Genomic DNA, 22,017 nt, shown 5'->3' on the forward strand with positions numbered 1-22,017 from the left:
CTTCTTCTGTGGCTTCCGCTTGCCGCCTTCCGCCTGGCGGCGCGTCTAGCAGATGAACATGGCGTCGCCGAACGAGAGCAGGCGGTAGCGCTCTTCGATGGCGTGCTCGTAAGCGGCCATGATGTGCTCGCGCGATGAGAACGCAGACACCAGCATCATGAGCGTGGAACGTGGCACGTGGAAGTTCGTGACCAGGGCATCCACCACATGGAACTGCGAGCCGGGCAGCAGGTACAGCGACGTCGTCTCGCGGTCGCGCGCGGTGACGGCGCCCGTTTCGGGGTTCCAGGCGCTTTCCAAGCTGCGCACGCTGGTGGTGCCCACGGCCACCACGCGCCCGCCGCGCTCGCGCGTCTCGGCGATGGCGTCCACCGTGCGCTGCGGCACGGTGTAGTACTCGGTGTGGATGACGTGCTGCTCGGGGTCGTCCTCGTCCACGATGCGGAAGGTGTCCAGGCCCACTTCCAGCTCCACGGTTTCCCAGCGCACGCCCTGGTCGCGCAGGCGCTCGATGAGGGTGGGCGTGAAGTGCAGGCCGGCCGTGGGCGCGGCGGCCGAGCTTTCGCGGCGCGAGTACACGGTCTGGTACAATTCCTCGTCGCCGGCGTAGTTCTTGATGTAGGGCGGAAGCGGCGTGTGGCCCACCGCGTGCAGCGCCTCGTCGAGGGAGGGCAGCGTCGTGGTCAGGCGCGCGAGGCGCTCGCCCTTCTGCGCGCCGTCGGCCCAGTCGACGATTTCCGCGGACAGCGCCACGTCGCCCTGCGCGTCGGCGAAGTCCACCACGGCGCCCGTGCCCGGCTTCAGGCGCTTGCCTGGGCGCACCAGCACCTCCCACAGCGCGCTTCGGTTCGTGCGCGGCTCGCGGTCGTGCACTTCGCGCAGCAGGAACACCTCGGCCGAGCCGCCCGTGCCGCGCTTCGCGCCCAGCAGGCGCGCGGGCATGACGCGCGTCTCGTTCGCCACCAGCAGGTCGTTCGGACGCAGGTAGTCGGCGATGTCGCGGAAGATGCGGTCTTCCAGCTGGCCGGTGTCGCGGTCCATGACCAGCAGGCGGCAGCCGTCGCGCTCGGCGGCGGGTTCCTGCGCGATCAACTCGGCGGGCAGGTCGTAGTCGAAATCGGAAGTCTTCATGCGTGCGTCCTTCGTGCGTTGCGGTATAGGCGTGCGAACCACTTATTATAGACCTTGATACAAGCCGACGGACGCTTATCCGTCCCACTCCATCTCGTACCAGCATTCGAGGGACAGCCCCGGCACGCGCTTGAATTCGTCCACATTGTTCGTGACGAGCACCGCGTTGTTCGCCAGCGCCGTGGCGGCGATGATGAGGTCGTTCGGCCCGATCTTCTTACCCGTCATCTCGAGTTCGCCGCGTATGCGCGCATAGGTATGCGCGCATTTCGAATCGAACGGCACCACTTCGAACGGCAGCGTGAATTCGTCGACGAGCCACCGGGCTTTTTCCGGCTGCTTGCTTTTTTCGATGCCGAGCCTCAGTTCGCCTTCCACGATGGCGGGAATCTTGAAGAGCTTCGGGCTGCTGTTGCGCATCATGTCGTAGGCGTAGGGAAGTTCTCCGCGCATGAAGTCGATGCAGATATTGGAGTCGAGAAGATACACGGCGTTCACCTACAGCGTTTTTCGAGGCGCGTCGAATTCCCAGGGAATCTCCGGCGGTTCGACGAACGTGTCGTCATCGCAGACGCCGTACAGGTCGAAGAACCCATGCGGCCACAGGCCGTTCGTATCGCGGTCGCGCAGCACGCCCGCCACGAACTTCGAGAGCGTCTTCCCCTCGCGTGCGGCATCCCGGCGCAAGCCTTCCATCGTGGGCTCGTCCATGTACAGGGAAAGTTGAGGCATGGCGCGCTCCCTTCTTGACGTGCGCGGCAAATATACTTGTAAGTATACTTGCTAGATGCGCTGCACGCAAGGCGCTACGGGCGCGTGTTGTGACGCTGAGCCGACCTTGCCGCGCCATCTGCGCCGGCGTGCGAAGCCTGCTTCCCGTCGCGCTCTTGTTCGCGCAGGGCCTTCAGCACGGCGCGCTTGCGGGCCTGCTTGGCGTCGTAGGCGGCGCGTTCGGCCTTCTTCGCCCGGCGTTCGGCCTCGGCGGCGGCGCGCTCCTCGGCGTGGGCTGCCGCTTCCGCCTCGCGTTGGGCGGCGCGCTGCGCCTTGCGCTCGGCGCGCTCGGCGGCGGCCTCGGCGTCCGAGAAGCGGCAGCCGCAGTAGTTCTGCCGGTACATGCCCAGCTCGCGGCTGCGGTGCGTGGCCTCGTCGTAGAAGGGGCGGTAGTCCTCGAACAGCGGCTGCACGCCCGCGGCCGCGGCGGCGCGCTCCAGCTCCTCGCGGATGACGTCGGTGTACTGGTAGGGGCTCACCGACAACGTGGTGCCCAGCGCGTCGAACCCCTGCTCGGCTGCCAGCGCGGCGGCCTCTTCGAAGCGCAGGCGGTAGCACGCGCGGCAGCGCGCCTTGCGGCGGGCGGGGTCGTTCGCCGCCTCGCCGACGCGTCCGGCGCAGGCTTCCCAGGCGGCGGGGTCGTAGGCGCCTTCCAGCACGTTCAGCTGCTCGCCGGCGGCCCAGGCGCGCAGCGTGGACAGGCGGTGCGCGTACTCGTCGGCGGGCGCGATGTTCGAGTTCATATAGGCTATGGTCGGGTCGTGCCCGGCGGCGCGCAGCAGGCGCACCGGTTCCAACGAGCACGGTCCGCAGCAGGCATGAAGCAGTATTTTCATCGGGTTTGCACGCTCCTTCGCAACGTGACGTATACTACCATGCCTGAGCAACCAATTCACCCGACCAAAGGATCGACGCATGGCACCTCGCACGTATCGCGCAATCTTCTTCGACTTGGACGGCACGCTGCTGCCCATGGAGCTGGACGAGTTCCTGGGCGCTTATTTCGAGGCCATCGCCGGGTTCGTCGCCCGGCAGGGGCTGGACGCGAAGGCGTTCTCGGCCGGGCTCAAGGCGGGCATCGGCGCCATGGCGTCGCACGACGACGGCCGCACGAACCACGAGGCGTACTGGGAGGCGTTCTTCCGGCATGCCGATGCCGACGCGGCCGCGTGGGAGGAGCTGCTGACCGAGTTCTACGAGCACGAGTTCGGCGCTATCGGTGAGGGCTTCCAGCCCAACCCCGCGGCCGCGCGCGCCATCGAGACGCTGGCGGCGAAAGGCTACCCGCTGGTGCTGGCCACCATGCCCATGTTCCCGCGCCGCGCCGTGGAGTGGCGCCTGGCCTGGGCCGGGGTGGATGCGTCGAAGTTCGCGCGCATCACGTCGTTCGAGAACTCCACCAGCGTGAAGCCGAAGCTGGCCTACTACGCCGAGAACGTGGCGGCGTGCGGCCTTTCCGGCGACGACGTGCTCATGGTGGGCAACAACACAGTGGAGGACCTGGCCATCCAAGGGCTGGGCGCCGACGCATTCCTCGTGACCGACCATCTGCTCGATCCGACCGAGGGCTTCGATCTGGGCTCCGTGAAGCGCGGTACCATGGAGGAGTTCGCGGCCTGGGCCGAGTTGCTGCCCCCGTGCGCCGACCCCGCGCAGGGCGTCGAAGCCGGCGCGGTGCCGGCCGCCGCGCGCGAGGCGGCGCTGTCCTGCGTGAAGGAGGGCTAGCCATGGCGCTGTTCGACTGCGAGATCCAAGCGACCAGCGGGCATGCCCGTGCGCTGTCCTACGAGACCGCGCACGGAACGTTCCAAACGCCCATGTTCATGCCGGTGGGCACCAGCGCCACGGTGAAGGGCGTCACCGCGGGCCAGTTGCGCGACCTGGACAGCCAGGTGGTGCTGGCCAACACGTACCACCTGTCGTTGCGCCCCGGCGCCGACGTGGTGGCCGAAGCCGGCGGCGTGCACCGCTTCATGAACTACGACGGCCCCATGCTCACCGACTCGGGCGGCTTCCAGGTGTTCAGCCTGGCCGACACGCTCAAGCTGGACGACGAGGGCCTCACGTTCCGCTCCATCTACGACGGCACGAAGGTGCGTTGGACGCCCGAGAGCAACATGGCCATCCAGGAGCAGCTGGGCGCCGACATCGCCATGCAGCTGGACCAGTGCACGCCGTACCCGTCCGAGAAGGCGTTCGTGGCGAAGGCCGTGGACCTGTCGGCCAACTGGGCGCGCCGCTGCCTGGCCGCGCACAAGCGTCCCGACCAGACGCTGTTCGGCATCGTGCAGGGCGGCATGGAGCTGGATCTGCGGCTTGAGTCCGTCCGCCGCCTGCGCGAGATCGAGGACGAGAGCGTGGCCGCAGGCGGGCGCCGCTTCGGCGGCTTCGGCATCGGCGGCTACTCGGTGGGCGAGGATCACGAGGTGATGTTCCAGACGCTGGGCGAGGTTGCCCGCGCGTGCCCCGAGGATCGTCCGCGCTACCTGATGGGCGTGGGCAACCCCACCACGCTGGTGCGCGCGGTGCGCGAGGGCGTGGACATGTTCGACTGCGTGCTTCCCACGCGCACGGCCCGCATGGGCACGGCGTTCTCGTCGACCGGTCGCATGAACATGCGCAACGCGAAGTTCACGCGCGACTTCGGCCCGCTCGATCCCGCGTGCACCTGCCCGACGTGCCAAAACCACAGCCGCGCCTACATCCGCCACCTCGTGAAGCAGAACGAGATGCTGGGCGGCATCCTGTTGTCCATCCACAACCTGCACTACCTCATCGACCTCATGCGCCGCGCCCGCGAGGCCGTGCTGGCCGACGCGTACGAGGAGTTCTACGAGCAGTGGATGGCAAGCTCCGCGGCGAAGGACTACTAGCGCCGTTCGCTCGTCGCAGGATCGACTGCGCCGCAGCGTTCGTGAGAGAGCGCTCAGCGCGATCGCAAGCCGTTGATGCTCATATTCTCGAATCGTTTCTGAACCCAGGAAGAAGGAAAGTGCTCGTCGATGCACCGTTCGATCGAGTTGGCGGGAGGGAGGTCGTCTGCCCGGGCGCTCTCGCGCGCGAGCACCTGGAGGGTGACGGCGATGTTGAAGACCATGAACGCCGTGCCAACTGCGCTGAGGATCCGAACGGCCGTGCTTTTCCAATCCACTCTCTGCGAGATGCGGTAGATCAGAGGCATGGCGCAATGCGTCCAAGCGAGCCCGAGAGCGCCCCACAAAAGGGTGAACCCCAGGTTCAGGCTTCTGCCGAAGCTGCCGGGGAGATGGCTGTAGTCCCATGCGACGGCGCCGAAGAGAATCTCCATGAGCCAGCCGGTGGCCAGTTCGACGGCCGAACCGATCAACGCCGACACTAAGAACATCGCTGGGGTGCTCAGATCGGAGAACCGAGCGGCGACTATGGTGAGCATGACGGCCCCCGTGCCGTAGATGGGGGGAGAACGGTCCCCACACGAGGCCCGGACGGCTTTCGTAGCCCCCGAAGACGACGGCGTGAAAAGCCGTCTCGATTGCGAGCCCTGCGATGGAGGCGACGACGAACAGCCAGAACAGAAGCTGCATGTTGAGGGGATGGAGGGATTTGATCCGGCTGTTCGTCGCGGTTGCTTCCATGGTGCTCCTTGCCGAGGCGGTGGATTAGAACTCTATGCTGTTCACGACGTCGTCGACGGAGGCGGCGTTGCCGTACACGGAGATCTCGTAGCACATGCTGGAGTTGAAGACGTAGATGGTCTTGTACTCGTATTTCTTAGTCACGTGATCGATCTCCTTCTCGAAGCTGTACTCGTACTTCGTGACTTGGGATCCGTCGATCACGCTCGACTTCTCCTTGTCGATATCCCAGTTGATCGCGCCGAACTCCTTCTCGGCCTGCAGCTGCTTGAGCGCGATGGCCTCTTGGGCGGTCTTGGCCGCGCAGCTCGTCAGCGGAAGGTGCGTAACGGATATGGCGTTGTACTCGTCGTCGTTGTCCTCGTCGACGTCGCGGTACATGACGGTTCCACCCGTTTTGACGCCGCTCGGCGCATCGGGGATCGTCTGGCTCGCGGGTTGCCCGACCTCGACAGCTGTTGCAGCGGCTTCGCCATTGCCGGCTTCGGGGCTTTCGGCATCCGCGGCAGCGAGTGCGGCAGCGCCGGCTGCTTCGGCTTCGACGTTCGCGCCCTCGCTTGCATCCGCGGCTTCGACGCCAGCCGTCTCGGCGTCCGGGAGGGGCGCGTTCGTCGTTTCAGCATTCGGGGCGGAGGCGATTGCCGAAGCCGCGCTGGGGGCTTCGAGACGGGACGGGTCGAGGCTCGAGGCTTCCGCATCGGAGCTCTCAACCCAGTTCGAGGGAACCTTCATCGTCATGCCCTGCACGGCGATCTCCCGATCGAGGCTCGCCCCGCATCCGGCGAGGGCGAACGCTGCGGTCAGGCTCAGCGCGCAGAGCGCGATCAGGGACGCTTTCTTCTTCATAATCCATCGTTCCTTTCTTGCGGGTTCAGAGGCTTTGAGGTGTGGCCGGCCGCCGCCTCCGGGAAGAGTGCGGCGGCCGTTGCGGGTTCGGTTCATACGCGGTCGGCGACGTGGGTTTTGCAGGATATGATCTCGACGTTGCCTTCCGCGATGCGGTAGACCAGCCTGTTGCGCTTGTCGATGCGCCGCGACCAGAGGCTCGACAGGTCACCTTGCAGCTGCTCGGGCTTGCCGACGCCTTCGGAGGCCCCGTTCTTCTCGATGTCCCTGATCAGCGCCTTGACGCGCTTGCGGCTCTCGATGTCCTCGCTCTTCATCCGGGTGTAGTCGTTCCATGCCTGGGGCGCCCATATGCGCACCATCTTCCGGAACTCCTGCACGCCGTTGCCCTCGTCGATCGCGCGCATGCAGCGGCGCAGGCTGTTCAGGTACTCTTCGCAGCACAGAGGGTCGACGGACAGCTTGAAGGGGATGCGGCGCTCGCGTGCCACCTTGTTGGCGAAGATCCTGAAAGCCGCATCCGTTCCGATGCCGAATTGGCTGCAGACGGCTTTCATCTCGCGCAGCGTGTCCTCGTCCACGAACACGCTCACCGTTTTCACGGCGGAGGGGGCGTCGCCGGTGCCCAGGAGGTTGCGTGCTTCGTGCAACGGGGCTTCGCTTTCGTTCGACGGGGCGCCTCCGTCGTGCGAAGGAGCATCGCCTTCGCCGAGCGAGGGGGCTTCGCCTTCTTCCGACGGAGAGCCGTCGCCGGTCGTCGACGGATCGCCGTCTCCCAACAACGGGGCATCGCCGTCGCCTGGAGCCTCGTCGTCTTCGGTGATCTTCACGTCGCGGGGGATGAGCGCCCGCACCACGACGGCCACCACGAGGATGATGACGCCGCCGACGAAGCACGTGATGACGACGGAGTCGTTGAACGCCTCGATGCCCTTTTGAAGCAGTTGGGGCAAGCCCAGCTCGTGCGCGATGACCGATGTGGCGGAAAGCGACTGCTCGGCGGCGTCGATGGTCCTGCCGTCCAGGCCCATTGCGCGCAGCTCGCCGGTGGGAAGCCCGCTGCGGTAGATGATGGAGGCGAGGCTGCCCAGGATGGCCACGCCCAGCACGTTGCCCAGGTCGTAGGACACCTCTTGCAGGCTGCCCGCGCTCGATGCCTTCTCGACGGGGGTCTCGCACATGATGAGCGACGCTCCGATGGCCAGCGCGCCCGTTCCCACGCCGACCAGCGTGGTGGAGATCATGACGGGCAGCAGCTCCAAGTCGTCCTTGAAGAACATGAGCATCATCATGGCGGCTGCAGCCAGTATCAGGCCGCCGGCCACCACGTTGCGCGGCTTCAGCCGCATGGCGAGCGGCGTGGCCACGGCGCTCGCGAGAAGGCTGGCGATGGCCATGGGCACCAGCTTCACGCCCGCTTCGAGCGTGCCGTCGCCGTTAACCAGCTGCAGCCATTGGGAAAGCATGTAGAGCAGGGTCGCCATGGCGAACATGCAGCCCGCGGTGGCGATGATGCCCGCCGTGAAGGGCTTGCTGCGGAAGAGCGACAGGTCGACGACCGGCGTCTTGGCGTGCAGGCACCGGTAGATGAACAGGCCCAGCAGCACCACGCCGGCTGCGACCGCGGCTACCCCCTGGGTGTCGAACGCGAGTTCGGCGGCGAGGTGCTTGATGCCCCACAGGAACAGCACCATGCCGGCGAGGAAGATGAGGGAGGCGAGGATGTCGAACGAGCCCGGCTTCTTCAAGCGCACTTCCGGCAGAACGAAGATGCCTGCGCCCAGCGCGATCGCCATGAGCGGCACGTTGACGAGGAAAGCCGCATGCCAATTGAAGTGCTCGAGCAGAAAGCCTCCGATGAGCGGCCCGGTGGCCATGCCGAGCGCTCCGATGGCCGACCACGCCGCGACGGCGAACGCGCGCTCCTTCGCATCTTGAAAGATGCTGCGGATCATCGACACGGTGACGGGCATGATCAGCGCGCCGCCCACGCCTAGAAACGCGCGGATGGCGATGACGAATTCGGGGCTGTTGGCGAATAGAACCAGCAGTGATCCCACGCCGAACAGAAAGAAGCCGGCGAGCAGCGTGCGCTTCCTGCCGAAACGGTCGGAAAGCGAGCTCGTCGCCACCAGCAAGCCCGCCAGCACGAGAGAATACACGTCGACGATCCACAGAAGCTGATCGGATGTGGGGTTCAAGTCCTTCGTCAGATCCGGCAGCGCGATGTTGAGCACCGTCAGATCGATCGAAACGATGAATTGGCCGAACAATATCACCACGAGAGCCGCCCATAAACGTCCTTTCGAAAGCGTCGCCGGGCTCATGTGCACAAGGTCGGACATGGCATTCCTTTCTCTAATAGACTGAATTCGGACTATATTCTAACGTGCTAAGGTGCCGAAGTCTAGAAAATAATCTGAAATCAGTCTAATTTTGGGATTTTCGGGCTCTGCTTGATTGCGGATCGAGGAAAGTGAGCTATATTGGGTGCCAAAGTTCACGTATCCAGGAGGTGTGTGATGCCGAAGAAGGACTCGGGGCGGAAGGGGGAGGCTGCAGCCTCCCGGGATGAGTTCATGGAGGTCCTGCAGGCGCTGTACGGCGAAGGCCTGACCGAAGACTACCTCATGCCCACCTTGGAGCTGAACCGGTCTCTCTTGAAGAGCATGGCGCAGTACGAGCGGTTCGCGAAGCAGCACAAGCTCAACTTGAACTCGCTGCTGGTGCTGCTGGTCTTGTACTACGCGAAGGGCGCGTGCAGCCAGCAGCTGGTCAGCAAGACCCTGTGGCTTCCCAAGCAGACCGTGGGCTCCATCCTCGCGGGATTGAAGATGAAGGGCTACACGCAGGAGGCAGTCTCGCCCGTGGATGCCCGCGCGAAGACGATCTCGCTCACCGACGAGGGAACCCGGTTCTGCGAGCAGGTGTTCGCGAGCCTCCATCGGTTGGAGTCCGAGGCTCTGCAGGGCACCGACGTCGAGGACATCAAGGCCGCGACCCGCTCGGTTGACGCGTATGCCGAGGCGTTCGGCCGCGGCCTCGACGAGCTGGACGAAGGCTGAGAACCATCCCGGCGCCTGCGCGCAACCTGCGTTTCTAATTCGCGCGCAGTCGCCGGGCTTTTCCCTGATCTTTTCAACACCCTTCCTTTCCCGTTCTCCTCGGTTGTGGCACAATAGGACAGTTAATGCGCAGAAGCCCTCGGCTTCGCGCGTCCAAGCATGCACGACAAGCGTACATAAGCGTACAAGGGAGAACGTCACATGGCGGCAACGCAGAAGACGACGAAGAAGAAACCCGCGCGGTCCACCGACCGGCGCAACATCTGGCTGCTCATCATCACGACCCTGCTGGTGTTGGGATCGGTCTTCATGTTCATGCCGCCGCAAGAGAAGATCAACCAGGGCCTCGACATCCAGGGCGGCCTGTCGGTGGTGCTCACGGCGAAGTCGACGGACGGCGCCGACGTGACCAACGACGACATGGAGAAGTCGCGCGCCATCATCGAGAGCCGCGTCAACGCGCTGGGCGCCTCGGAGGCCGTGGTGCAGGTGCAGGGCACCGACCAGATCCTCGTGCAGATCCCCGGCCTCACGAACACCGAGGACGCGCTGAACACCATCGGCAAAACCGGCAAGCTGGAGTTCGCGCGCCTAGACTCGTTCACCGACGAGGACGCGAAGCAGAAGATCGAGAGCGGCCAGGCTTCCGGCGAGGGCCACGTGTCCGACGACCTGGGCGTGCTGACGCTGCCCACGGGCGAGACGCAGCACCTCAAGGTGGAGGACGGCACCTACACGCCCATCGTCACCGGCGCGGACATCACGAAGGTGGACATCGGCAAGCCCTCCGAGACGTCCACCGACTACGCCGTGAACATCACGCTGGACGCGGAAGGCGCCAAGGCGTTCGCGGACGCCACGAAGGAGCTTGCGCCCACGAAGGGCAAGATCGTCATCATCCTGGACAACGAGGTGCAGTCCGCCCCCGCCGTCCAGTCCGAAATCCCCGACGGCAACGTGCAGATCACGGGCGGGTACTCGCTCGACGAGGCCAAGGCGATGCAGACCGTGCTGGAAAGCGGTTCGCTGCCCGTCAGCTTCGAATACGCCCAGAGCCAGACCGTGGGCCCGACGCTCGGCCAGGATGCGCTGGCGTCCGGCGTGCTGGTGGCGCTCATCGGCCTTGCGGTGGTCATGCTGTACCTGCTGTTCTTCTACCGCGGCCTGGGCCTCATCACCGCGGCGGCAATGATCGTGTTCGCGGTGCTGTACCTGGGCATCCTGGCCACGTTGTCGTCGTTCGGCCTGTTCAGCCTCTCGCTTGCGGGCATCGCGGGCATCGTGCTGACCATCGGCATGGCGGCCGACTCGTCCATTCTCACCATGGAACGCTTCCGCGAGGAGATCCGCATGGGCCGCAGCGTGCGCGCCGCGTCCGTGACGGGCGTGAAGCACGCCATCGTCACCTCCATCGACGCCGACCTCGTCACGCTCGTGTCGGCGCTGTCGCTGTTCTTCCTGGCCAGCGCGTCGGTCAAGGGCTTCGGCCTGACGCTGGCGCTGGGCATCGCCTGTGACATCGCCATGATGCTGCTGTTCAAGGCACCGCTCATCCGCCTGCTGGCGCCGAAGGTGATCGCGCGGCATCCGGGCTTCTGGGGCATCAAGGACAGCCTGGCCGCGTCGAAGGACTACGCGGCGCTGGCCGCCGCCGAGGGCACCAGCACCGCCGCGGCCGAGGCCGGCGAGGCCATCAACGCCGCCGAGTCCGAGGAGGCCGCCCAGCGCGCCGAGGGCGCCGCGGGCGAGGCCGCTGCGCGTGCCGCGCGCAAGCCGCAGGGCAAGTTCATCAAGCACGACATCAACTTCCTGGGCCACCGCCGCGTGTTCTTGGGCGTGGCCGCGGTGCTGGTGTGCGTGTCGCTGGCCATCGTGGGCGTGAAAGGGCTGAACTTCGGCATCGAGTTCGTAGGCGGCACGTCGGTGTCGTTCCATAACACGGGCGACGTGAGCACCGAGCAGATGCGCACCGCGTTCAACGACGCCGGCGAGCCCGACGCCGTGGTGCAGACGACCACCGCCGACGGCGACCAGGGCTTCCTCGTGCGCACCACCACCACGAGCGCCGAAGAGGCCACGCAGCGCGCGAACCAGGTGGCGGACAAGCTGGGGCTGTCCACCGACAGCTTCGAGGTGACCACCATCGGCCCGGACTGGGGCGCCAGCGTCATCCAGTCGTCGCTCATCGCGTTCCTCGTGTCCATCGTGCTCATCATCATCTACATCGCCATCCGCTTCGAGTACAAGATGGGCGTCACTGCCATCGTGGCGCTGCTGCACGACCTGGTGCTGGTCATGGGCGTGTACGCGCTGGTGGGCCGCGAGGTGAACCCGAACACCATCGCCGCGCTGCTCACCATCCTGGGGTACTCGCTGTACGACACGGTGGTCGTGTTCCACCGCATCAACGACAACATGCAGTCCGACGACATCAAGTGCACGTTCATGACGATGGCGAACCACTCCATCAACCAGGTGCTGGTGCGTACCATCAACACGACGCTCACCTCGCTGATCCCGGTGCTGGCCATGCTGCTGTTCGGCGGCGAGACGCTGAAGGACTTCGCGTTCGCCATGGTAATCGGCCTCGTGTGCGGCTCGTACTCGTCCATCGCGGTGGCGTCGCCTTTGTACGCGATGTGGAAGACGCGCGAGCCCTGCTACCAGAAGCTGGTGAAGAAGTTCGGGCCCGAGGTCGGCCGGTTCGAGTTCGGCAACCCGAACGCGATGGCGGCGACGCTTTCCGGCAAGAAGGCCGTGAAGGCCACGGTCGCGCCTGCGTCCGCCGCGCTGGCGCCCGAGAAGCTTCGGGCCGAGGAGCCGCACGGCGCCACCGCCGCGAAGGCCGCGCCGAAGCCCCCGAAGGCCAAGCGCAAGAAGCGCCCCGACAAGAAGTAAAGCCGAACGGCCCCGGATCCCCGGGGCCGTTTTCGATCTCTACCGTTCAAACAGGTCGAACAATTCCTCGCGGCTGTGGATGCCGAGCTTTTTATACACGTGTCGGATATGGGATTTTGCCGTGCCGTTGGCAATGGTCATCTCGGTAGCGATCTCGCTGGCGGTTTTCTGCTGCAGCAAAAGTCCAAGTACTTCGCGCTCGCGTTTTCCGAGATTGCACCGAACGGAAACCTGCTCCAGACGCACGGCTTGCTCGTCGGTCAATCCGTTTTTCTCGCTCATATGACCAGGATCGAACAAGGCGATCAGCTGCTTCGGCATGAATCCGTTGCGAACGCATAAGAGCATGGCCATGAGCACAGCGAGGACCGATGTCAGCACGACAATGTCGTGCGCGCGCATTGTACCGAACATTGCCCATGCGGAAACGGCTCTGCCGACGATGCATCCTCCGAAATAGCTCAGCATCAACAAAGAGAACGCTCGGTACGCATGCGAGTCGGTCTTCTCGGTGATGGCGCACAGGAACACCACCGCATAAGCCAAGAATAGCAAGATGCCGATGAGGGCGAGATCGAATGTGATCACCGGATTGAGGTCCAAAAACGATGCCGATAGCGTTGCCGTCACGATAATGGGCACGGCAACGTTGAGCAGCGACAGCACGGTAAGTCGCTTGAAAGAAATCATCAGCACGCTGACTAGCAAGAAAGGTATGAGGATGACGATCGCTGAGAATGCCAGGGAAAAGTGTTCGAGCCCGGCGAAGGAAAGCGACACCATGAAGGCGTAGCTGAACAGGAACGTGGCGACGATGATGTGGGCGGGCGTGTGTCTGTCCGAATCGAGGGAAGATTGATCAAGGAGAGATCCTTGCAGAAGGCGCATGCGCTTCGTCAGCGAGTAGGCGCCAATGCACAGCAAGGCTGCGAGGCTGCATGCCACGCGCGGCGTGTCCATTCCTACGATGAACCACAGCATGATCGCGCCGACAAGGGCGGAGAACGCGATGTTCCAGATGACGACAGCCGCGCTGTGATGAGCGTACACCCACAGCCAGCACACGGCCATGACGGAAAGGTAGACACCGAATAAGCCGCCTCCTACCAATGAGACGAGAAGGGGAGACATATATGCCAATGCAGGGAACAAGGCGAACGCGAGAATGCTGACCAGCACGCAGGCGCTGGAAATCCAGATGACCGTCGGCTGGGCGAACACGGGTCGGTCGTGCCTCGAGAATGCGAGCAACACGAGCGAGGTCAACGCGCCGAACAAGCATGCAACGTCGGAGAACGACAGCGCTTCGGGCGAGGTGTGGGCTAGCACCGGGGTGTAGTGTGTGTACGACACGAGCGCAATGGCGCAGGACGTGCCGACGAACAGCCCGTCCGACACGATTTTCTCTCGCGTGTTTGCAAGGGCGCTTCGCAACTTTGCGACAGCGTCCGAGCCCCGTTCATTCCCCATGTCCACTCCCCTCCAGAAGCTATCTTAAGACAGTACCCCATCTCGGATGAATCAGCCAGGGCTAAAGCACTAACCCTTTCGAGGGTTATCGAGGGTTATCGACTGCGGTCATCGAAATGCCCCTTGTATTGCAAGATTACCGATTTCTTAACCCGCCGATGGACGAGTAAGTTTTTGCCAGGCCGAACGCTTCGGGCAAGCGGGTCGGTCTCAAGGAGACTAAAGAAAGGGGACATCATGCAAGAACAAGCACGCATACTGGATCAGGGCATATCCCGACGCGGATTCCTCACCGGCGCTGCGATGGTAGGCGCAGGCGCAGCGCTCGGACTTGCCGGATGCAGCGGCTCATCGGATGCCGAGACCAAAACACCTGCCGAAGAAGTGGCATCTGCCCCGGACTCGGCTGCGAAGGCGCCTGCGGCGTCGGGCCAGCCGTCGTTCCTCACGCCGCCCGACCCCATTCCCGACAGCGACATCGTCGAAACCGTCGAGTGCGACATCGTCATCTGCGGCGCGGGCATCTGCGGCCTGCCCGCGGCCATGCTGGCGGCGGAGAACGGCGCGAACGTGCACGTGGTGGAGAAGGGCAGCACGTACGGTCTGTTCCGCCTGTGCACCGCCGGATTCAACTCTGACGTGCAGACCAAGCTGGGCCTGACCACCGACCGCAAGGAGTTCGTGACGTCCACGTGGGCTATCACCAACGGCGTGCAGGGCAGGATGTCGTCCTACGGGCTGTGGTTCGACAACTCGGGCCCTTACGTCAACTGGCTCGAGAAGATATTCAACGAAAAGGGCTACCAGCTGATTCCGGCCGCTTCGCTCGACTACAAGATCACGAACGACGGCGTGGGCATGCCGGGCGCAAGCCCCCTGTGGCAGGCTTTCGCTCAGATGATCTTCTTCGCGCAGGAAGACGGAGGCTTCTTCGCCACGGGCAACCCCGTCGACTGGACCGGCGTGATGGAGGCCTATGCCACCGAGAAGGGCGCCACGTTCCACTACGATTCTCCTGCGGTGCAGCTCGTGCGCGACGAGAGCGGCCGATGCACGGGGGTCATCGCCAAGAACGAGTCCGACGAGTACGTGCGGTACAACGCTGCGAAGGGCGTGCTGCTGACCACGGGCGACATGGCTGCCGATCGCGAGATGATGGCGCACTACAACGTATCGCTCAGCAAGATCGTCCGCTACAACATCAATACGAACGACACGGGCGACGGCCAGAAGATGGGCATCTGGATCGGCGCCGACATGGACGAGTTCGCCTGCGGCGATCTGTGGCCGTTCGCGGCCGTCATGATGGACGGCACGCTGCCCACCACGTTCGACGGCACGCACTTCTACGCCGGCGTCGCCAACCTGCCGGTGCTGATGGTGGACGGCGCGGGCCGTCGCCTCATGGCCGAGAACCTGCCGTTCCAGTCGCCTTCCATCCCGAAGCTCACCTGCACGCCCGACGGCTGCGCGTGGAGCATCTGGGACAGCGCTTGGAAGGAGAAGTTCCCCGAGGGCGGGTACATGGTGGAGGACTATACCGCCTCCAACACCCAGGAGGAAGTGGACAAGAACGTGGAGAACGGCATCACGTTCAAGTTCGATACCATCGAGGAGCTGTGCGAGCATTGCGGCTTCGACAAGGACATCTTCATGGCCACGTTCGAGCGCTACAACGAGCTGTGCGAGGCGGGCGAGGACCTCGACTTCTACAAGGACCCGCTGTGGATGAACGCCATCGACACCCCGCCGTTCTACGCTTCCAAGCACTGCTCGTCGATGACCTCGACGCGCGGCGGCTTGAAGAACGACGAGCGCTGCCGCGTCCTCGACAAGGAAGGGCGACCCATCCCCGGCCTGTACGCTGCAGGCAACACGGCTGGCTCGTTCTACGGCAACGTGTATCCGCCGAACGTCATGGGATCCGGCATCGGCCATGGGCAGTGCTTCGCCTGGCTCGCCGTCAAAGACATACTCGGCCTGGACTACATCCATGCGAACATCTAGGAGAGTCGAGGTGCTTGACGTGAAGAGTAAGAGCTTAGCGACGAAGTTGTGCGCTGTGTTGGCCATGGTTGCGTTGGCGACGGCTCTCGGAGGGTGTGCGCCCTCTCAGTCTTCGAGCGACGCGGAGGGAGGCGCCGATGTGACATCGTATCCGACGGGTTCGTTGAAGGCCGTTCATATCGCTGGTCAGCTCGACGATGTCGACGAGTATCCCAACAAGCTGTGTCTGAGCTGCCATTCTCGCGAGACCATCAACGCCGCGAACGACGATTATGCTGGCATCGAGGGGTTCAACCCCCACAAGGCGCACCTCGCCGCCGGCGATTGCATCACCTGCCACTCGGTAGAGGGCACTTCGACCCTGACCTGCAACGAGTGCCATGACGCGCCGTTGCCCGAAGGCTGGCAGAGTGCCGAGCGTGGTTCCGGCCCCCTTCACAGCCTGACGAAGTAATTCTCCCTCTCCGAAGCGCGGGCGCCTTTTCCCTCCCTAAGCGCCTGGCGCGAGTAGCGGCCCCGGATCCCCGGGGCCGCTCTTTTGCATGAAGGGCTTAGTTCGAAACGGAGATGCGGCGTGCTTTCGTCCAGCTTGCTTTCAGGTCGTGCTCGGTGACGAGCGAGCGGAGGAGCTGTGCCCGTTCGCGAGGATTCCATCCTCGTTCGTCCCTGATGCGCACGTTCAGCATTGCTCCAACCTGATGAGCGATGCGGCTGAGCTTCTCGGCATCCATGACCTGTCCGCGCGTGGCGGTGATCGTCGTGATACCCAGCGAGGTCAGGTCGTTACGCCTCTGAGCGTCTTCGGCGATTCGGGCGGGGCCGGTGTGCTCCAGGTCGCTGTCATACTCGATGGCGACGTTCGCCTCGGGCCAGAACAAGTCGCACAGGTAGTAGCGCTTGTCCGACGTGCTCTGATCGCTGCGTCGAGCCTCGATGCGATAGTTCATGCGCGGAAGCGGCAGCCCGTAGCCTCCAAGGCGCAGGGGGAGGCACAGAACAATGGCGAGCGCCGTTTCCATGGGCGAGCCGGAAGCGACCGCGACGTGGCGCAGCGCCTTGCGCGCTGTTGCAGCTCCATGCATTCCCGTGCATCGTTCCAGGTAGCGTTCCATCGCTCGAACGGTGGTTGGAGGGAAGGGTCGTCCGTATCCCGCCGCGCCGTCCGGTTGAAGCGTGTACAGCGCGCACAGTTCGAATCCCAGCTTCACCAGCCGGTGAAACGGCATGGTGGATGCCATCTGCAGGAAGCACAGCTCAGGGGAGCAGATCAGCAGATTGCCAAGCGCGCGCACGAGGGATCCGTTGGGCAATGCGGCGGAGCGCACGTGGCACGTAGCGCCGCGCATGGCATGCGCGGCGCTTCTGCCGGGCACGAGCACGTGCACGGGATCGGATGCGAAAGCGAGTACGTCCGATCGCAGCGCTTGGACGTCGCGCGCGCTCGCCCTGCATGCGAAGGCGTCGCTCGTTCGAGAGCCGCCGAATGCGAACATCTCTGCGTATGCGATGTCGAGGCGATCCATCGCGAACCTGGTGGCAACGGTTTCGACCTGGGTCGATCCGGCCGGTCGATGCCAACGGGCGATCGAAGGCCCGCCGAGCGAGACATCGAAACGTCCCGAAAGCCAGCATTCGGCTGCGGTGGTATGTGAGAGGACGATTGCCATGTTCATATACTATCATGAAAACGATCATGGACAAAAACCACCTCCATTCAGTGTTTTTTCGCCTTGATGAGGGGCACTGTGCAGCAAAGATCGTCTATAAGCCCAGGTGGAGTAAGCTCGTCTTCCAGATGCTCGCATTGAAAGTACTGAAAGGATCGTATTTTTGTCCATGATGATTACGGTTATATAAAGAGGAAGCAGAGACAGGGGGATGGGTGACCTGCGTAACGAATAAGAGGAGGATGAGCCACCTGCGTAACGGGCGGAGAGCTGGGTGACCTACGTAGCGCATGGAGGGATCGGGCAGCTTGTCGCTGGATGCAGGGGCCTGCCGCGGTGCGGGGCGGTGTCGGGATTGCAGGCGGTTGGGCCGTCTCGCGGGTCTCGGCTTTCCGGCGCTCGTCCCGTGCGCGAGGCCGGCAGGGCGGGTCTAACGCTTCTCTGTCGTCGGGTTCTTTGGATACGCGCGGCGTGGCGCTTGTGGTACCCTAACGCCAACGACCATGCGAGAGGTAAGGAGCACACGATGCGCGAAGGAAGCGCCCCCAATTTCTGCCCGCCGACCGAGGAGGGCATCACCCTCGTGTTCGAGGATGAGAGCGGTGATCGGACGGAGCTCGAGTTTCTCGGCCTCATCTTGCATAACGATCGCAGCTACGGCTTCTTCTTCCCGGTAACAGAGGACGAGCCCGTGGGCTCGTCCGGAGAAGTGGTGCTGCTTGAAGTGACCGAGCTCGACGAAGACGGCCAGCCTTCGGCTTTCGAGATCGTCGAGGATGAAGCCGTGGCGGCCGAAGTCTACGAGGACTTCCGCACCGCCACGAAGGACCTCTACGATTTCTCGGCGTAGGCTGCGCGCATCGCTATCGGCCGAGCGGGTCCCAGCCGCTGGGGGGCTTGACCCGCTCGGATTGGGCGATGGCTGCCACGTACATGATCTCGTGGTTGATCGCCTGCTCCAGGCGGCATACTTCCTCTTCTGTCTCGGCGTATTCGAAAATGCGCGCCGCCGTTCGTCTGATCGTGTCCATCAGTTCTTCGTACTCGGTTCCGCTCATGTGCGACCTCCGGCGATCTTGCTCTCAAGCAATGACCCTCTCGATAAACTCATAGCACAAACCTCTTGTTTTATTGACGGTCTGTAAACTATAGTTTACGACTTTTCCTCCCGCCGGGACTAGCCTTTAACCGGCATGGAGAACACTTCACTAAAAACTCAGCTCGGAACCAATATCGCGAGGCTCCGCTCGGAAGCTAACGTGTCGCAAACTTCCTTTGCCCTCATGGTGGGCGTTAGCCGCAAGTACCTCATCGATATCGAAAGCGGGAAGGCGAACCCCACGGTCGACATGCTCGAACGCATCGCGGGAGGCCTCGACACTACCGTCGGTCGGCTCTTCGACGGGCTGTGAACCCCTAGCGTTCGAGATCGACGGGATTCCAGCTGCCGTCGATGTCGCACAGCCATGCCTCGGGTTCGCTCACGGTGAAGAACGTGAGCGTTTCGTCGCCCGGTCCCTCGTAGCTTTCGCCGAGCCCCGTCATATGCTCGTATCCCGCGCGACGCACGTCCTCGTTCGCCTCGTCCTTGAGGACGGCCTTGCCTCGCATGATAACCCAGCCGCTGCCCGGCTTCCAGGCGGTCAGCTCGAACTTCGGGTTGGCCTCCAGCTCGCGGTACACGTCTTTCGTGGTGGCGGTGCAGAACCAGATGCGCCCGTCCTGCACGGCGGCGAAGCTGAAGGGGCGCACGTGCGGCTGGTCGCCCTCGCACGTTGCCAGGTACCAGGCCGGGACGCTGGTCAGGTAGTCGACGATGGTGTTCGTTCCGTTCATGGGAGTTCCTTTCGGTTGGGAGATGGGGCGGTTTCGGGTCGATCTTACCAAGGGATGAAATTGGTTGCGATCACGCAGGCCAGCATCGCGACGATGACGAGGGTGCCGTTGCGATCGAGGCGCGTGAACGTTAGCGGATGCAGGCGCGTGCGGCCGATGCCGCCGTGATAGCAGCGCGCGTCCATGGCCGACGACAGCGTTTCCGCATGGCGGAACGCGCTGGTGAACAGCGGCACCATGAGCGATGCCAGCATGCGCAGGCGTCCCTTCGAGAAAGTGGCGCCGCGGCTGATCTGCGCGCGGTACACGGTTTGCAGCTCGAAGGTGAACTGGGGAAGGAAGCGCAACGCGATTCCCATCATCATGGAAAGCTCGTGCGCCGGCACGCCGATGCGGCGAAAGGGGCGCAGCAGGTACTCGAACGCGTCGGTTATGTCGAGCGTTGCGGTGGTCAAGGTGAGCAGGCTCATGCCCAGCAAGAGCAGCAGCAAACGGCAGGCGATGAAGGCCGCCTGCCACAGGCCCGCCTCGCTGATGCGGATGATCCACCACTCGAACAACACGGCGCCGCCCTGCACGAAGAACACGTTGAGCAGCGCGGTGACCACCACGATGAACGCGAGCGGCGCGATGGACTTGAACGCCGAGCGCAACGGAATGCCCGCCAGCTTGAAGAATCCGAACACGAAAGCTGCGCATACCGCCAGCCCCCAAAACGACTGCGCGACGAACACCACGGCCATCAGCGCGAGCGCCAGCAGCAGCTTCGCGCGCGCGTCCATGCGGTGCAGCGGGCTCGTGCCCGGCCAGTAGCGTCCGATGACGGCGATGTCAGGCATGATGACGCTCCGAACGCCCACCTGCGGGGCGGGCGGTTCCGTCCGGAGCGGCTTCGCTCAGAAGCTGCGCAGCCTTCGCTTCGCCGCTCCGAACGGAACCGCCCTTGCCGGTGTCCGTCTCCGCTTGGGAATTGAAGGCGGCTGCGAGGTCGTTGGCGAGGGTTTCGACGTCGTAGAGGTCGCGGGGCAGGTTCACGCCGGCTTCGCGCAGCTCGGATGCGAGCTTCTGGGGGGCGGGGACGTCCAGGCCGATGGCGCGCAGCTCGTCGCCGTGCGCGAACACCTCGGCCGGCGAGCCGAACGCGAACTGCCGGCCCTCGTTCAGCACGAGCACGCGGTCGGACAGGCGGGCGAGGTCGTCCATGCTGTGCGACACCATGACCACGGTCAGCCCGCCCGCATGCAGCTGGGCGATGAGGTCGAGGAACTCCTCGCGCGCCACGGGGTCGAGCCCGGCCACCGGCTCGTCCAGCACGAGGACGCGCGGCTCCATGGCCAGCACGCCCGCGAACGCCACGCGGCGCTGCTGGCCGCCCGACAGCTCGAAGGGGCTCTTGTCGCCCAGCTCGGCGATGTCGAGGCGCACGCTTTCCAGAGCGGCTTCCACGCGGCGATCAACCTCGTCGGCGGGAAGCCCCAGGTTGCGGGGGCCGAACGCCACGTCCTCGCGCACGGTGGCGGCGAACAGCTGGTACTCGGGATACTGGAACACGAGCCCCACCTTGCCGCGGCAGGCCTGCGCCGCGCGCTTGTCGGCCAGATCCTGCCCGTCCAGCAGCACGCGCCCGCGCGTAGGATGCACGAGGCCGTTCATGTGCTGGATGAGGGTGCTCTTGCCGCTTCCCGTATGCCCGGCGATGCCGAGGAACTCGCCGTCGTCCAGCTCGAACGTGATGTCGCGCAGCGCCCAGACGGCGTCGGGGTCGGCGCCCCAGGCGGGTTTTCCGTGTTCAAGAGAAGGGGGATCTTCGATCACGCCCGCCTCGCGGCGGCGCTTCACGCGCGACTTCCGCTTCTCCTGGCGGGCGGGGTCGGCGTACGAGTAGCTTACGCCTTCGAAAGCAATCGGCACAGCTCCTCCTTCAACGTGGTCGTCTCGATGTGCATGCCCACGGGCACGCCGCGCCGCTGCAGCTCCAGCGAAAGCTCGGCGGCGAACGGCAGGTCGAGGTTCAGCCGTTCCAGCAGCTCGGCCTGTACGAGCACGTCCTGAGGCGCGCCGTCGCAGGCTACGTGGCCGTCTTCCAGCACGATGACGCGGTCGGCCTGCGCGGCCTCCTCCATGAAGTGCGTGATCATGACCACGGTCATGCCGCGGTCATGCAGCTCGCGGCACACGCGCATGAGACCCTTGCGCCCGCGCGGGTCCAGCATGGCCGTGGCCTCGTCCAGGATGAGGATGGCGGGCTCCATGGCCAGCACGCCGGCGATGGCCACGCGTTGCTTCTGCCCGCCCGACAGCGCCGCGGTCTCGCGCTTGTCGAAGCCCTGCAGCCCCACGTCGGCCAGCGCGTCGGCCACGCGCTGGCGCAGCTGGTCGGTGGGCACGCCCAGGTTCTCGGGGCCGAAGGCCACGTCGTTTTCGATGAGGCTTGCCACCAGCTGGTCGTCGGGGTTCTGGAACACCATGCCGGCGTTGCTGCGGATGAAGTAGGTGGAGCGCTCGTCGCGCGTGTCGCGGTCGAGCACGGTGACGCTGCCCTCGTCCGGCACGAGCAGCGCGTTGACGTGCTTGGCCAGCGTCGACTTGCCCGATCCGTTGCCGCCCAGGATGCACACGAATTCGCCCCGCTCGATGCGTGCGTCCACGCCGTCCAGCACGAAGCGCTCGCCGTCGTACGTGAAGCCTGTTCCCTTGAACTCGATCATGCGG

General features: G+C 64.5%; 23 protein-coding genes. 9 read left to right on the forward strand and 14 right to left on the reverse strand.

The features are described 5' to 3' along the window. Positions 1 to 45: 45 nt before the first annotated feature. From queA to GT590_RS11940, 4 genes are all read right to left on the reverse strand, one after another. Positions 46 to 1,131, reverse strand: coding sequence for a tRNA preQ1(34) S-adenosylmethionine ribosyltransferase-isomerase QueA (gene queA / locus GT590_RS11925; RefSeq protein ID WP_114557955.1), 1,086 nt, complete (start codon positions 1,129 to 1,131; stop codon positions 46 to 48). Positions 1,132 to 1,206: 75 nt separating this feature from the next. Further along, on the reverse strand, positions 1,207 to 1,620 hold the full coding sequence (locus GT590_RS11930; RefSeq protein WP_035586258.1) for a type II toxin-antitoxin system VapC family toxin: 414 nt from the start codon (positions 1,618 to 1,620) through the stop codon (positions 1,207 to 1,209). Positions 1,621 to 1,629: 9 nt separating this feature from the next. Next, a complete protein-coding gene (locus tag GT590_RS11935; RefSeq protein ID WP_114557954.1) occupies positions 1,630 to 1,863 on the reverse strand; it encodes an antitoxin in 234 nt (77 codons plus the stop codon). 74 nt (positions 1,864 to 1,937) lie between these two features. Next, positions 1,938 to 2,738 carry an epoxyqueuosine reductase QueH gene (locus tag GT590_RS11940; RefSeq protein WP_229068551.1) on the reverse strand — a complete coding sequence of 267 codons (801 nt, stop codon included), beginning with the start codon at positions 2,736 to 2,738 and terminating at the stop codon, positions 1,938 to 1,940. Between the two features lie 79 nt (positions 2,739 to 2,817). On the opposite strand from GT590_RS11940, the gene GT590_RS11945 reads away from it, so the two are divergent. Further along, positions 2,818 to 3,627, forward strand: a complete 810-nt coding sequence (locus GT590_RS11945) for an HAD family hydrolase (RefSeq protein ID WP_114557953.1) — start codon at positions 2,818 to 2,820, stop codon at positions 3,625 to 3,627. A gap of 2 nt (positions 3,628 to 3,629) precedes the next feature. Then, positions 3,630 to 4,775, forward strand: a complete 1,146-nt coding sequence (gene tgt, locus GT590_RS11950) for a tRNA guanosine(34) transglycosylase Tgt (protein WP_114557952.1) — start codon at positions 3,630 to 3,632, stop codon at positions 4,773 to 4,775. A gap of 53 nt (positions 4,776 to 4,828) precedes the next feature. Here tgt and GT590_RS11955 read toward each other — a convergent pair whose 3' ends face one another. From GT590_RS11955 to GT590_RS11965, 3 genes are all read right to left on the reverse strand, one after another. After that, the gene (locus GT590_RS11955) at positions 4,829 to 5,476 is read right to left on the reverse strand and encodes a putative ABC transporter permease (protein WP_324249793.1); all 648 of its coding nucleotides are present in this window, start codon (positions 5,474 to 5,476) and stop codon (positions 4,829 to 4,831) included. 64 nt (positions 5,477 to 5,540) lie between these two features. Further along, complete coding sequence (locus GT590_RS11960; protein ID WP_114557950.1) at positions 5,541 to 6,362, reverse strand: hypothetical protein; 822 nt, start codon at positions 6,360 to 6,362, stop codon at positions 5,541 to 5,543. A gap of 92 nt (positions 6,363 to 6,454) precedes the next feature. Then, positions 6,455 to 8,707, reverse strand: coding sequence for a Txe/YoeB family addiction module toxin (locus tag GT590_RS11965; RefSeq protein ID WP_114557949.1), 2,253 nt, complete (start codon positions 8,705 to 8,707; stop codon positions 6,455 to 6,457). Between the two features lie 177 nt (positions 8,708 to 8,884). Here GT590_RS11965 and GT590_RS11970 point away from each other — a divergent pair, with 177 nt between their 5' ends. Both GT590_RS11970 and secD read left to right on the forward strand, forming a co-directional pair. Next, positions 8,885 to 9,427, forward strand: a complete 543-nt coding sequence (locus GT590_RS11970; RefSeq protein ID WP_139912133.1) for a MarR family winged helix-turn-helix transcriptional regulator — start codon at positions 8,885 to 8,887, stop codon at positions 9,425 to 9,427. A 201-nt stretch (positions 9,428 to 9,628) separates the two neighbouring features. Further along, on the forward strand, positions 9,629 to 12,325 hold the full coding sequence (gene secD / locus GT590_RS11975; RefSeq protein WP_114557947.1) for a protein translocase subunit SecD: 2,697 nt from the start codon (positions 9,629 to 9,631) through the stop codon (positions 12,323 to 12,325). Positions 12,326 to 12,364: 39 nt separating this feature from the next. Here secD and GT590_RS11980 read toward each other — a convergent pair whose 3' ends face one another. Continuing rightward, positions 12,365 to 13,504, reverse strand: coding sequence for a LuxR C-terminal-related transcriptional regulator (locus GT590_RS11980; RefSeq protein WP_238329097.1), 1,140 nt, complete (start codon positions 13,502 to 13,504; stop codon positions 12,365 to 12,367). On the opposite strand from GT590_RS11980, the gene GT590_RS14605 reads away from it, so the two are divergent. The 3 genes from GT590_RS14605 (at position 13,491) to GT590_RS11990 (ending at position 16,256) form a co-directional block, all read left to right on the forward strand. After that, entirely contained in the window at positions 13,491 to 13,664 is a 174-nt protein-coding gene (locus GT590_RS14605; RefSeq protein WP_229068553.1) for a hypothetical protein, read from the forward strand. The two genes, GT590_RS11980 and GT590_RS14605, sit on opposite strands and share 14 nt — an antisense overlap. 368 nt (positions 13,665 to 14,032) lie before the next feature. After that, a complete protein-coding gene (locus GT590_RS11985) occupies positions 14,033 to 15,802 on the forward strand; it encodes an FAD-binding protein (protein ID WP_021410589.1) in 1,770 nt (589 codons plus the stop codon). Positions 15,803 to 15,941: 139 nt separating this feature from the next. Beyond that, complete coding sequence (locus GT590_RS11990; RefSeq protein ID WP_021410598.1) at positions 15,942 to 16,256, forward strand: cytochrome c3 family protein; 315 nt, start codon at positions 15,942 to 15,944, stop codon at positions 16,254 to 16,256. Between the two features lie 97 nt (positions 16,257 to 16,353). Here the strand turns inward: GT590_RS11990 and GT590_RS11995 are convergent, their stop codons facing one another. Then, positions 16,354 to 17,325, reverse strand: coding sequence for a hypothetical protein (locus GT590_RS11995; RefSeq protein ID WP_021410585.1), 972 nt, complete (start codon positions 17,323 to 17,325; stop codon positions 16,354 to 16,356). A gap of 670 nt (positions 17,326 to 17,995) precedes the next feature. Between GT590_RS11995 and GT590_RS12000 the strand changes: the two genes are divergently transcribed. Continuing rightward, a complete protein-coding gene (locus GT590_RS12000; RefSeq protein WP_009608865.1) occupies positions 17,996 to 18,319 on the forward strand; it encodes a DUF1292 domain-containing protein in 324 nt (107 codons plus the stop codon). A gap of 13 nt (positions 18,320 to 18,332) precedes the next feature. On the opposite strand, the gene GT590_RS12005 is transcribed toward GT590_RS12000, so the two are convergent. Further along, positions 18,333 to 18,527 (reverse strand): hypothetical protein, encoded by a 195-nt coding sequence (locus GT590_RS12005; protein WP_021410579.1) that lies wholly within the window; start codon positions 18,525 to 18,527, stop codon positions 18,333 to 18,335. Between the two features lie 135 nt (positions 18,528 to 18,662). Here GT590_RS12005 and GT590_RS12010 point away from each other — a divergent pair, with 135 nt between their 5' ends. Continuing rightward, positions 18,663 to 18,881, forward strand: coding sequence for a helix-turn-helix domain-containing protein (locus GT590_RS12010; RefSeq protein WP_035577304.1), 219 nt, complete (start codon positions 18,663 to 18,665; stop codon positions 18,879 to 18,881). Positions 18,882 to 18,885: 4 nt separating this feature from the next. Here GT590_RS12010 and GT590_RS12015 read toward each other — a convergent pair whose 3' ends face one another. The 4 genes from GT590_RS12015 to GT590_RS12030 are packed head-to-tail and all read right to left on the reverse strand — an operon-like array spanning position 18,886 to position 22,013. Further along, a complete protein-coding gene (locus GT590_RS12015; protein WP_021410376.1) occupies positions 18,886 to 19,305 on the reverse strand; it encodes a pyridoxamine 5'-phosphate oxidase family protein in 420 nt (139 codons plus the stop codon). A gap of 44 nt (positions 19,306 to 19,349) precedes the next feature. After that, positions 19,350 to 20,144 (reverse strand): energy-coupling factor transporter transmembrane protein EcfT, encoded by a 795-nt coding sequence (locus tag GT590_RS12020; protein WP_009608820.1) that lies wholly within the window; start codon positions 20,142 to 20,144, stop codon positions 19,350 to 19,352. Further along, positions 20,137 to 21,216, reverse strand: coding sequence for an energy-coupling factor transporter ATPase (locus tag GT590_RS12025; RefSeq protein WP_021410378.1), 1,080 nt, complete (start codon positions 21,214 to 21,216; stop codon positions 20,137 to 20,139). The genes GT590_RS12020 and GT590_RS12025 overlap by 8 nt, the downstream gene beginning before the upstream one ends. Then, the gene (locus GT590_RS12030) at positions 21,192 to 22,013 is read right to left on the reverse strand and encodes an energy-coupling factor transporter ATPase (protein WP_009304863.1); all 822 of its coding nucleotides are present in this window, start codon (positions 22,011 to 22,013) and stop codon (positions 21,192 to 21,194) included. Before GT590_RS12030 ends, GT590_RS12025 begins: the two co-directional genes overlap by 25 nt. Between the last annotated feature and the right edge of the window lie 4 nt (positions 22,014 to 22,017).

Source organism: Eggerthella sp. BIOML-A1 (assembly GCF_009875595.1).
Classification (GTDB): Bacteria; Actinomycetota; Coriobacteriia; order Coriobacteriales; family Eggerthellaceae; genus Eggerthella; species Eggerthella lenta.

What these genes read in the sequence shown, in the direction of transcription:
- queA (WP_114557955.1), bottom strand. Translation starts at nt 1,131, where the DNA reads ATGAAGACTTCCGATTTCGACTACGACCTGCCCGCCGAGTTGATCGCG.
- GT590_RS11935 (WP_114557954.1), bottom strand. Translation starts at nt 1,863, where the DNA reads ATGCCTCAACTTTCCCTGTACATGGACGAGCCCACGATGGAAGGCTTG.
- GT590_RS11940 (WP_229068551.1), bottom strand. Translation starts at nt 2,738, where the DNA reads ATGAAAATACTGCTTCATGCCTGCTGCGGACCGTGCTCGTTGGAACCG.
- GT590_RS11945 (WP_114557953.1), top strand. Translation starts at nt 2,818, where the DNA reads ATGGCACCTCGCACGTATCGCGCAATCTTCTTCGACTTGGACGGCACG.
- tgt (WP_114557952.1), top strand. Translation starts at nt 3,630, where the DNA reads ATGGCGCTGTTCGACTGCGAGATCCAAGCGACCAGCGGGCATGCCCGT.
- GT590_RS11960 (WP_114557950.1), bottom strand. Translation starts at nt 6,362, where the DNA reads ATGAAGAAGAAAGCGTCCCTGATCGCGCTCTGCGCGCTGAGCCTGACC.
- GT590_RS11965 (WP_114557949.1), bottom strand. Translation starts at nt 8,707, where the DNA reads ATGTCCGACCTTGTGCACATGAGCCCGGCGACGCTTTCGAAAGGACGT.
- GT590_RS11970 (WP_139912133.1), top strand. Translation starts at nt 8,885, where the DNA reads ATGCCGAAGAAGGACTCGGGGCGGAAGGGGGAGGCTGCAGCCTCCCGG.
- secD (WP_114557947.1), top strand. Translation starts at nt 9,629, where the DNA reads ATGGCGGCAACGCAGAAGACGACGAAGAAGAAACCCGCGCGGTCCACC.
- GT590_RS14605 (WP_229068553.1), top strand. Translation starts at nt 13,491, where the DNA reads ATGCTGACCAGCACGCAGGCGCTGGAAATCCAGATGACCGTCGGCTGG.
- GT590_RS11985 (WP_021410589.1), top strand. Translation starts at nt 14,033, where the DNA reads ATGCAAGAACAAGCACGCATACTGGATCAGGGCATATCCCGACGCGGA.
- GT590_RS11995 (WP_021410585.1), bottom strand. Translation starts at nt 17,325, where the DNA reads ATGGATCGCCTCGACATCGCATACGCAGAGATGTTCGCATTCGGCGGC.
- GT590_RS12000 (WP_009608865.1), top strand. Translation starts at nt 17,996, where the DNA reads ATGCGCGAAGGAAGCGCCCCCAATTTCTGCCCGCCGACCGAGGAGGGC.
- GT590_RS12005 (WP_021410579.1), bottom strand. Translation starts at nt 18,527, where the DNA reads ATGAGCGGAACCGAGTACGAAGAACTGATGGACACGATCAGACGAACG.
- GT590_RS12010 (WP_035577304.1), top strand. Translation starts at nt 18,663, where the DNA reads ATGGAGAACACTTCACTAAAAACTCAGCTCGGAACCAATATCGCGAGG.
- GT590_RS12015 (WP_021410376.1), bottom strand. Translation starts at nt 19,305, where the DNA reads ATGAACGGAACGAACACCATCGTCGACTACCTGACCAGCGTCCCGGCC.
- GT590_RS12020 (WP_009608820.1), bottom strand. Translation starts at nt 20,144, where the DNA reads ATGCCTGACATCGCCGTCATCGGACGCTACTGGCCGGGCACGAGCCCG.
- GT590_RS12030 (WP_009304863.1), bottom strand. Translation starts at nt 22,013, where the DNA reads ATGATCGAGTTCAAGGGAACAGGCTTCACGTACGACGGCGAGCGCTTC.